Below are 9,145 nucleotides of genomic sequence, written 5' to 3' on the forward strand. Positions count from 1 at the left end.
AAATAATAGTATAATAAGCTAAGTAAAAACAGAGGTGATTGCTTATGAAATTTTTAATAAAGCAAAGAGTATTTTCCTGGTCAGATACCTTTGATATTTATGATGAGTATGAAAACAAGAAGTACTTTGTCCAGGCAGAATTTTTATCATTAGGGCATCGTCTGCATGTATATGATATGAATGGGAAAGAGGTAGGACTGATCAAGGAGAAAGTTCTTACTTTTTTGCCAGAGTTTGAAGTAATGATAGGCAGGCATTCCTGCGGTATTATAAAGAAGAAGTTTACTTTTTTTCATCCACAGTATGAACTAGATTATAATGGCTGGCATGTAGAGGGAGATTTTCTTTCCTGGAATTATGATGTATATGAGGCATGCAGTGCGGTTATACATATTACAAAGGAGCCATGGCATTGGGGAGACACTTATGTAATTGATTTTCTTGAACCAAAGGACGAATTAATGGGGTTAATGCTTGTTCTTGCAATTGATGCGGCTAATTGTACGAATAATTAAAAGAGAGGGATTAGAATGATAAAGGGAAAAAAGATTGCAATAGTTACAGGGGCAACAGGTGGATTGGGACGGGAATTTGTCCGTCTTCTCTTAAAAGAAAAAAATGTTGACGAAATATGGGCTTTAGCTCGAAATGAAAAGAAACTTAGTCGTTTGAAAGAAAAGTTTGGTAAAAGGATTAAAATATATTCTATTGATCTCTCCAGTGTCCGCCAGATAAAATGTTTTGGAGAGGAGCTGCATGAGGAAGCCGGGCGGAAGAATCTGGAGATTTCCTATCTTGTTAATAATGCTGGTTTTGCAAAGTTTTGTTCTTATGGGGATTTAAGTGTTGAAGAATCTTTGAACATGATGCATGTGAATATGGATGCTGTTGTGGCGATGGGACTTGTCTGTATCCCTTATATGAAAAAAGGAAGTCATATGATTAATATTGCGTCTCAGGCATCCTTTCAGCCACTTCCGTATCAGAACATATATAGCTCTACAAAGTCCTTTGTAAGAAATTATTCAAGAGCGTTAAATGTGGAATTAAAAGAGAAAGGGATCTGTGTTACAGCAGTATGTCCCGGCTGGATAAAAACAGATTTATATAAGAGAGCGGAAATTGGAGCAAGGAAAGCAACAACGAAGTATGTAGGTATGGTCACGCCGGATAAGGTAGCAAAAAAAGCTTTAAAAGATGCGAAAAAATGTAAAGATATTTCCATCTACAGTCTTTTTACAAAAATCTCACATATAGCTGCAAAGCTTCTCCCACAGCGTATGATGATGAAAATTTGGCTGAAACAGCAGAATCTGGATGATGAATAGTCATATTGTAAATGATGCTATTTACAAATCACCAATATCTGCTATAATGAGAAGGCTATGTTGAAAACACAGGAGGAAGAAATATGTTTGGTTTTATGAACTCTGGAAAGAGTAAGCCAGTGAAAAAAGGATTGAAGATTATCATAGTAGGTTGTGGTAAGGTTGGAACAACATTAGTGGAGCAGCTTAGCAAAGAGGGACATGATATTATCATTATTGACAAGAATGCGAAAAAGGTTCAGGAAATTGCGAATATGTATGATATCATGGGTATTGTAGGCAATGGTGCCAGTTATAGTGTACAGATGGATGCAGGAATCGAAGAAACGGATCTGATCATTTCCGTTACAGAATCTGATGAATTGAATCTGCTTTGCTGTACTGTTGCAAAGCAGGTTGGTGATTGTGCGGCAATTGCCAGAGTACGTACACCGGATTACAGTAAAGAAGCGGGATATCTTCGTGAAAAACTGGGTCTCGCGATGATTATTAATCCAGAACTTGAAGCAGCCAGGGAAGCAGCAAGAATTTTATTCCTTCCATCTGCTCTTGAGGTAAACTCCTTTGCACATGGACAGGCAGAACTAATTAAGTTTGCTATTCCAGAGGGCAATATATTAGATGGTATTGAAATTGCAGAACTTCGTGCAAAGATACATACGAATATTCTTGTATGTGGAGTAGAGAGAGACGGCGAAGTATACATTCCTGGTGGTGATTTTATTTTACAAAGAGGGGATGTGATTTCAGTTGTTGCATCCAGAAAGCTTGCGAGAGAATTCCTTTCTCACATTGGATTTGAGACAAAACAGGTAAAGAATACGATGATCATCGGTGGAGGAAAGGCAGCCTATTATCTGGCTAAGAATCTTTTAGATGTGGGAATTGACGTAAAAATTATAGAGAACAATAAAGAACGCTGTGAGGAATTATCGGTTCTTCTTCCGAAAGCAATCATTATTAATGGAGATGGAACAGACCAGGAATTATTAAAAGAAGAGGGGCTTTCCTATGTTGAATCTTTTGTTCCATTAACAGGAATTGATGAGGAGAATATTCTTTTAACTCTCCACACAAGACAGGTTTCTAAGGCAAAGGTGATTACAAAGATTAATCGTATCAATTTTAAGGATGTCATTGCTAAGTTAGATCTTGGAAGTGTTATTTATCCAAGATACATTACATCGGAGGCAATTATTGCTTACGTTCGTGCAAGACGTGCTTCCCTTGACAGTAATATTGAGACTTTATATCATATGTTTGACCATCGTGTCGAGGCAATTGAATTTAGAGTGTATGAAGAATCTGAAATTACCAATATTCCTTTAAAGGATCTGGCATTGAAGAAAGATTTGCTTCTTTGCTTTATTAATCGAAACGGAAAGATTCTTCTTCCAAATGGTCAGGATTCCATACAGGTAGGTGATACGGTAATGGTTGTAACGACACATACGGGATTTAATGATTTGAAAGATATTTTAGCGTAAGGTACGGAGGAAGATATGAACAGTTCGATTATTCGTTTTGTATTAGGCTATGTATTAAAGGTGGAGGCAGTATTGATGCTTCTTCCTTGTATTGTCGCTGTGCTTTATCAGGAACGTACAGGATTTGCCTATCTGCTTGTTGCGGCAATCGCTATGACATTAGGAACATTAATGACAATAAGAAGACCGAAAAATCATGTATTTTATTTAAAAGAAGGCTGTGTGGCAACGGCACTTAGCTGGATTTTCTTAAGTTTTTTTGGTGCATTACCTTTTTGGATTTCTGGAGAAATTCCTTCTTTGGTCGATGCATTATTTGAGACAGTTTCCGGTTTTACTACGACAGGTTCCAGTATATTATCGGATGTTGAAGCATTGTCACATTGTGCTCTGTTTTGGCGGAGTTTTACACACTGGATTGGAGGTATGGGAGTTCTTGTATTTTTGTTAGCGGTAATACCACTTAGTGGAGGATCTCATATTAATTTAATGCGTGCGGAGAGTCCGGGACCTTCTGTAGGAAAGCTTGTACCAAAGATAAAATATACAGCACAGATTCTTTATGTCATTTATTTAGGTATGACAGTGGTAGAGATTATCCTTCTGCTGATTAGTAGAATGCCGGTTTTCGATGCGATCACGTTATCTTTTGGAACAGCCGGAACCGGAGGCTTTGGTATAAAAGGAGATAGTATTGCCAGTTATACCGCATTGCAGCAGTGGATCATCACGATATTTATGATTCTTTTTGGTGTAAACTTTAATGCATATTATCTGATTTTATTTAGAAAGTTTAAAAAAGCACTTCAAATGGAAGAGGTAAAAGCTTATTTTGGTATTATTTTTGTCTCTACAGCTATTATAACGGGAAGTCTTGTTATGGGAAATATGCAATTTGCAGATGCTCTTCGCCATGCTGCATTCCAGGTAGGATCCATTATTACTACAACAGGATATGCTACAATAAATTTTGATGCCTGGTCACAGACCTGTCGTACGATATTAGTATTGTTGATGTTTGTTGGAGCCTGCGCCGGAAGTACTGGCGGTGGTATGAAAGTGTCCCGTTTTATTGTTATGGTAAAAACAATGACGAAAGAGTTAAACTCTTATATTCATCCAAAAAGTGTTAAAAAGATTAAGATGGATGGTAAACCGATCGAACACGAAGTAGTACGTTCTATTAACGTATATTTGATTACATTTATGATTATTTTTGTTGTCTCCGTTTTTGCCATATCCTTTGAAGGACATGATCTTGTAACGAACTTTACAGCTGTAGCGGCGACAATTAACAATATTGGACCGGGACTTTCTATGGTTGGACCAGATTGTAACTTTGGATTTTTTAGTGATTTTTCCAAGCTTGTTATTATATTTGATATGCTTGCAGGACGTTTGGAATTATTCCCACTGCTTATATTATTCCATCCGGCAATCTGGAAGGAACTCTTCACACAGAAGATCACAATGAGAAAAAAATTAAAATTCTGATTAACTAAAGAAACGAAAAGCAGAAACTTTATATAAAATAAAATGTGAAGATAGTCGCGGCATAGAAAATGCCTGACCGGCATTTTTATTTGCTCCGACATCACATTTTATTTTATATAAAGTTTCTGCTTTTCTGTTCTTTGGCTCCAGATGGTATCAGGATTTTGTGTGGGAAAATAAGGGGTTTCCCCAGAAGTGAGTATCTTTCTACTGAATTGCATTGAGGTTTCTAAAGAAAAGAGAATTTTTATAAGTTTGATTTTATTTCGTTGCGTCAAACACTTCATTTTGCCTCAAAAAACGGAAACTTCAGAAGAAATGTGTCAGTCTTTTAGACTTTAGTTTCTCGAAAATCCTTAACCTTCTGGAGAATCCCCATTCTCACTAACTGTGGATTTAGAGTAGTCAGAAAAAGAAAACATATGTTTTCTTTTTTCGCCTGCACCAAATCTACAAATCAATATTGTTGATAATATTTCTCAATAAATATATTGACTTCTAATTATAATTAGGGTATACTAACCTGCGTAGAAAAGAAATTCATACAGACGCACTGGGTATTTCGGTGCTGTCGGGAAATTTGCTTTAGAAAAGGAGATGATTGTATGCCATTGTCGATGGTGAGAGCAGGAGAACCTAACGTTATTAAAAAAGTAGGAGGCAGGTCAGAAACGAAAAAGTTTCTTGAAAATCTCGGTTTTGTCGTTGGCGGCCTTGTGACTGTAGTATCGGAAATCAATGGCAGTCTCATTGTGAATGTTAAAGATTCCAGAGTTGCTATCGGAAGAGATATGGCTAACAAAATTCTTGTTTAAGGCAGGTTTTTTGTTCCGATGAATAAGTATGAATAAAAAGGGAGAATAAAGACATGAAAACATTAAAAGAAGTCGCTGTTGGTCAGACAGTAACAGTGAAGAAGCTTACGGGTGCCGGTCCTGTAAAGCGTCGTATCATGGATATGGGAATTACAAAAGGTGTTGAAATTTATGTAAGAAAAGTTGCTCCTTTAGGTGATCCTGTAGAAGTAACGGTAAGAGGATATGAATTATCTTTAAGAAGAGCAGATGCAGAAATGATCGAGGTAGAATAGCTCCTCTTTTTTTTGCCCTGCAAGTTAGTAAATGCTAATGAGTATTAGTAAATACATTATTATGTTAGCTTAAACATTTTAAAATAAGCAACTATAAACTTTAGTTTTGTCTTAAAAACATTAGTAAGCTTAGAATTTGAGGAAAAGGAGAAAAAAATGTCAGTAAAAATTGCATTAGCAGGTAATCCAAACTGCGGTAAAACGACATTATTTAATGCCCTGACAGGTTCTAACCAGTTTGTTGGTAACTGGCCAGGTGTTACTGTAGAGAAAAAGGAAGGAAAGTTAAAGGGACATAAAGATGTTGTCATTATGGACTTACCGGGTATCTATTCCCTTTCTCCATATACATTAGAGGAGGTAGTTGCAAGAAATTACCTTATTGGAGAAAGACCAGATGCGATCATCAATATCGTAGATGGTACGAATATCGAGCGTAACCTGTACTTATCTACACAGATTATGGAGCTTGGTATTCCGGTAATCATGGCAATCAATATGATGGATCTTTTAGAAAAGTCTGGGGAGAAGATTGATATTGCAAAGCTTGGTAAGGATCTTGGATGTGAAGTTGTTGAGATTTCCGCATTAAAAGGAACCGGAATTAAAAAAGCAGCAGAGAAAGCAGTTGCATTAGCACGTTCTAAACAATCTGCACAGGTTGTACATAGTTTTGATAAAAAGGTAGAAGATGCTATTTCTGTTGTAAAAGAGATGTTAGGTTCTCAGGTTCCGGAAGAACAGAAGCGTTTTTTTGCAATCAAGCTTCTTGAAAGAGATGATAAGATTGTAGAACAGCTTAGTACAGTTCCAGATGTGTCTAATGAGATCAATGCTCTTGAGGATGCATTTGATGATGATACAGAAAGTATTATTACAAATGAAAGATATGTATATATTTCTTCTGTAGTAGCAGATAGTTGCAAGAAGAACGGAGCGAAGAAGCTTACAACATCTGATAAGATTGACCGTATTGTAACAAACCGTTGGCTTGCACTTCCGATTTTTGCGGTTGTTATGTTCGTTGTGTATTATGTATCGGTATCTACGGTAGGTGACTGGGCAACGACTTGGGCAAATGATGGAGTGTTTGGTGACGGATGGCATCTCTTTGGTATTAAGTCTCTTTTCATCCCTAGTGTTCCTAGCATTATAGAAGGTGCTTTAAATGCTGTTGGGTGTGCAGATTGGTTATCAGGATTAATCCTTGATGGTATTGTTGCCGGTGTTGGTGCGGTACTTGGTTTTGTACCTCAGATGCTCGTATTATTTATATTCCTTGCATTCTTAGAGTCTTGTGGTTACATGGCCAGAGTTGCATTCATCATGGACAGAATTTTCCGTAAATTTGGTCTTTCTGGTAAATCCTTCATCCCAATGTTAATTGGTACAGGATGTGGTGTTCCTGGTGTTATGGCTTCAAGAACGATTGAGAATGACCGCGATCGAAAAATGACGATCATGACAACTACATTCATTCCTTGTGGAGCAAAACTTCCAATTATCGCATTAATTGCGGGAGCACTTTTTAATGGAGCATGGTGGGTTGCACCAAGCGCATATTTTGTTGGTATTGCAGCAATCATTTGCTCTGGTATTATTTTAAAGAAAACAAAAATGTTTGCAGGAGAGCCTGCACCGTTTGTTATGGAACTTCCAGCTTATCATATGCCAACTGTTTCTAACGTATTAAGAAGTATGTGGGAAAGAGCATGGTCTTTCATCAAAAAAGCAGGAACAATCATTCTTTTATCTACAATCATCTTATGGTTCCTTATGAACTTTGGATGGGTTGACGGAAACTTTGGAATGCTTGAGGCAGAACAGTTAAATGACAGTATTTTAGCAACTATCGGTAATGTAATTGCTCCAATCTTTGCACCTCTTGGATGGGGAGACTGGAAGATGGCAGTAGCAGCCGTTACTGGATTAATCGCAAAAGAGAACGTAGTAGGTACATTCGGTATTCTCTTCGGATTTGCAGAAGTTGCAGAAGATGGTAGTGAATTCTGGGGACAGCTTGCAAACAGCCTTCCGGCAGTAGCAGCATATTCTTTCTTAGTGTTTAACTTACTTTGTGCTCCTTGTTTTGCAGCGATGGGTGCAATTAAGAGAGAAATGAACAATACAAAGTGGTTCCTCTTTGCGATTGGATACCAGTGCTTACTTGCTTACGTTGTAAGTCTTTGTATTTTCCAGATTGGTACATTAATTACAGCAGGTACATTTGGAATTGGTACAGTAATAGCCTTTGCACTCATTATCGGATTCCTTTATCTTCTGTTTAGACCGTACAAAGAAAGTAATACATTAAATGTAAATGTTAAGAACGTTGTAAAAGCAAGATAGTGAAATAAGATGATTAAAAATGATGTATCTATCCGGGATGATAGGGTATAATCAGTTTCGGATAGATGCAGCAATATATATTGATACTTAGTTAGATTATTTTAGTAAAATCGTTATAGAAAGGATGTGTGGCAGATGGGAACAATAATTGTAGGACTGATACTCGTTTTGATCGTTGCGCTGATTATTCGAAGTATGGTGAAGGATAAAAAAAGTGGAAAGTCACTTCAATGTGGAGGAAACTGCTCACACTGTGCAGGACATTGCTCTGCCCCTGTGAACACTCCTTCTAACAAAAATGAATAACCATTTAGATTATTTTCTATTAGATTTAGATAAAGAACAGATAAAGTTAAAGAACAGATAAAGAAAGAAGTGTGGATATGCTGCAAAAATCCAATCAGAATCTTCCGATTAACTATGTGGGAATTCACAGAACACAGATGCAGAAAGATATGATATTGCAAAAGTTAAAAGAGAGTGGCTGTCGGATTACCAGACAGAGAAAGATGCTTTTAGATGTGATTTTGAATGAGGACTGTTCTAGTTGTAAAGAAATTTATTATAAAGCATCCATGAAAGATTCCGGAATCGGAACAGCTACAGTATACCGCATGATTAATATTCTAGAAGAAATCGGTGCATTAAGCCGTAAAAATATGTATAAGATTGCATGTGGTCCTGAATGTGAAGTAAAGAATGCCTGTGTGATTGAATTTGACGATGATACGATTATTGAACTTTCAGGAAAGAGCTGGAATCAGGTTGTACAATTGGGACTAAGAGCCTGTGATTACTCCAGTGGACACAAGATAAAAAGTGTAACAGCGAAGTCCTGTGAATTTTCCTGTTAAAAAATATAGCAGAGATTCCTTTGTGATATGGAATCCCTGCTATATTTTTGTTTTGCAGAAACTTGTGTTCCTGTAAATAAAAAACGCTCTGCGAGGATGAATTACAAAAAACAGAAAATTCTGGTCTCTTGTTTTTTGGTTATTATGAATAAAAAATAATGACTAATCGTCATTTTTTAAAGTAGATTTTTGAATTGTTTTTTGATATACTTTTATACGTTAAAAGATTTATAACAGGAGGATAGTCGATGAAGAAGGCATTTCAGATTTTCAGACGGGACATAAAACGACTTTTTCATAATAGAGCAGCACTTTTGATCGTAGTGGGGCTGTCGCACCAAAAACAGCCCTACCCTATGGCAGGGATTCATGCATTGCATGGAATCGCTGCCATATTTTTACGAACAAGCGTGGGACCTATGGCATAATCGCAGACGACTTGCGTTTTGATACTCAACTTTCGAACGTTTATGGAAACGCCATTCGCGCTAAACTCGCTACCGCTCAGACAACGCGCTCGGTGGCAGGTTCGTTCTCAAGTTT

General features: G+C 37.1%; 10 protein-coding genes. All 10 read left to right on the forward strand.

Annotated elements, in window-relative coordinates:
* The first annotated feature begins 44 nt into the window (after positions 1 to 44).
* The 10 genes from FYJ25_RS09945 to FYJ25_RS09990 all read left to right on the forward strand — a co-directional run bounded on the left by FYJ25_RS09945 (position 45) and on the right by FYJ25_RS09990 (position 9,030).
* Positions 45 to 515 carry an LURP-one-related/scramblase family protein gene (locus FYJ25_RS09945; RefSeq protein WP_096239820.1) on the forward strand — a complete coding sequence of 157 codons (471 nt, stop codon included), beginning with the start codon at positions 45 to 47 and terminating at the stop codon, positions 513 to 515.
* Between the two features lie 15 nt (positions 516 to 530).
* Positions 531 to 1,328, forward strand: a complete 798-nt coding sequence (locus FYJ25_RS09950) for an SDR family NAD(P)-dependent oxidoreductase (protein WP_154581214.1) — start codon at positions 531 to 533, stop codon at positions 1,326 to 1,328.
* An 83-nt stretch (positions 1,329 to 1,411) separates the two neighbouring features.
* A complete protein-coding gene (gene trkA / locus FYJ25_RS09955; RefSeq protein WP_154581215.1) occupies positions 1,412 to 2,815 on the forward strand; it encodes a Trk system potassium transporter TrkA in 1,404 nt (467 codons plus the stop codon).
* Positions 2,816 to 2,830: 15 nt separating this feature from the next.
* The gene (locus tag FYJ25_RS09960; RefSeq protein WP_096239826.1) at positions 2,831 to 4,309 is read left to right on the forward strand and encodes a TrkH family potassium uptake protein; all 1,479 of its coding nucleotides are present in this window, start codon (positions 2,831 to 2,833) and stop codon (positions 4,307 to 4,309) included.
* Positions 4,310 to 4,914: 605 nt separating this feature from the next.
* On the forward strand, positions 4,915 to 5,124 hold the full coding sequence (locus FYJ25_RS09965) for a FeoA family protein (RefSeq protein WP_021907253.1): 210 nt from the start codon (positions 4,915 to 4,917) through the stop codon (positions 5,122 to 5,124).
* Positions 5,125 to 5,177: 53 nt separating this feature from the next.
* Positions 5,178 to 5,399, forward strand: a complete 222-nt coding sequence (locus tag FYJ25_RS09970) for a FeoA family protein (protein ID WP_096239829.1) — start codon at positions 5,178 to 5,180, stop codon at positions 5,397 to 5,399.
* 156 nt (positions 5,400 to 5,555) lie between these two features.
* Positions 5,556 to 7,748, forward strand: a complete 2,193-nt coding sequence (feoB, locus tag FYJ25_RS09975; RefSeq protein WP_147608631.1) for a ferrous iron transport protein B — start codon at positions 5,556 to 5,558, stop codon at positions 7,746 to 7,748.
* A gap of 135 nt (positions 7,749 to 7,883) precedes the next feature.
* Entirely contained in the window at positions 7,884 to 8,054 is a 171-nt protein-coding gene (locus FYJ25_RS09980; RefSeq protein ID WP_021907018.1) for a FeoB-associated Cys-rich membrane protein, read from the forward strand.
* 77 nt (positions 8,055 to 8,131) lie between these two features.
* Positions 8,132 to 8,602, forward strand: coding sequence for a transcriptional repressor (locus tag FYJ25_RS09985; protein WP_154581216.1), 471 nt, complete (start codon positions 8,132 to 8,134; stop codon positions 8,600 to 8,602).
* A gap of 248 nt (positions 8,603 to 8,850) precedes the next feature.
* Complete coding sequence (locus FYJ25_RS09990; RefSeq protein WP_154581217.1) at positions 8,851 to 9,030, forward strand: hypothetical protein; 180 nt, start codon at positions 8,851 to 8,853, stop codon at positions 9,028 to 9,030.
* The last annotated feature ends 115 nt before the right edge of the window (positions 9,031 to 9,145 follow it).

This window comes from Anaerobutyricum soehngenii (assembly GCF_009697165.1).
GTDB classification, from domain to species: domain Bacteria; phylum Bacillota; class Clostridia; order Lachnospirales; family Lachnospiraceae; genus Anaerobutyricum; species Anaerobutyricum soehngenii.

Coding starts and splice junctions, on each gene's coding strand:
- FYJ25_RS09945 (WP_096239820.1), top strand. CDS start 45: ATGAAATTTTTAATAAAGCAAAGAGTATTTTCCTGGTCAGATACCTTT.
- FYJ25_RS09950 (WP_154581214.1), top strand. CDS start 531: ATGATAAAGGGAAAAAAGATTGCAATAGTTACAGGGGCAACAGGTGGA.
- trkA (WP_154581215.1), top strand. CDS start 1,412: ATGTTTGGTTTTATGAACTCTGGAAAGAGTAAGCCAGTGAAAAAAGGA.
- FYJ25_RS09960 (WP_096239826.1), top strand. CDS start 2,831: ATGAACAGTTCGATTATTCGTTTTGTATTAGGCTATGTATTAAAGGTG.
- FYJ25_RS09965 (WP_021907253.1), top strand. CDS start 4,915: ATGCCATTGTCGATGGTGAGAGCAGGAGAACCTAACGTTATTAAAAAA.
- FYJ25_RS09970 (WP_096239829.1), top strand. CDS start 5,178: ATGAAAACATTAAAAGAAGTCGCTGTTGGTCAGACAGTAACAGTGAAG.
- feoB (WP_147608631.1), top strand. CDS start 5,556: ATGTCAGTAAAAATTGCATTAGCAGGTAATCCAAACTGCGGTAAAACG.
- FYJ25_RS09980 (WP_021907018.1), top strand. CDS start 7,884: ATGGGAACAATAATTGTAGGACTGATACTCGTTTTGATCGTTGCGCTG.
- FYJ25_RS09985 (WP_154581216.1), top strand. CDS start 8,132: ATGCTGCAAAAATCCAATCAGAATCTTCCGATTAACTATGTGGGAATT.
- FYJ25_RS09990 (WP_154581217.1), top strand. CDS start 8,851: ATGAAGAAGGCATTTCAGATTTTCAGACGGGACATAAAACGACTTTTT.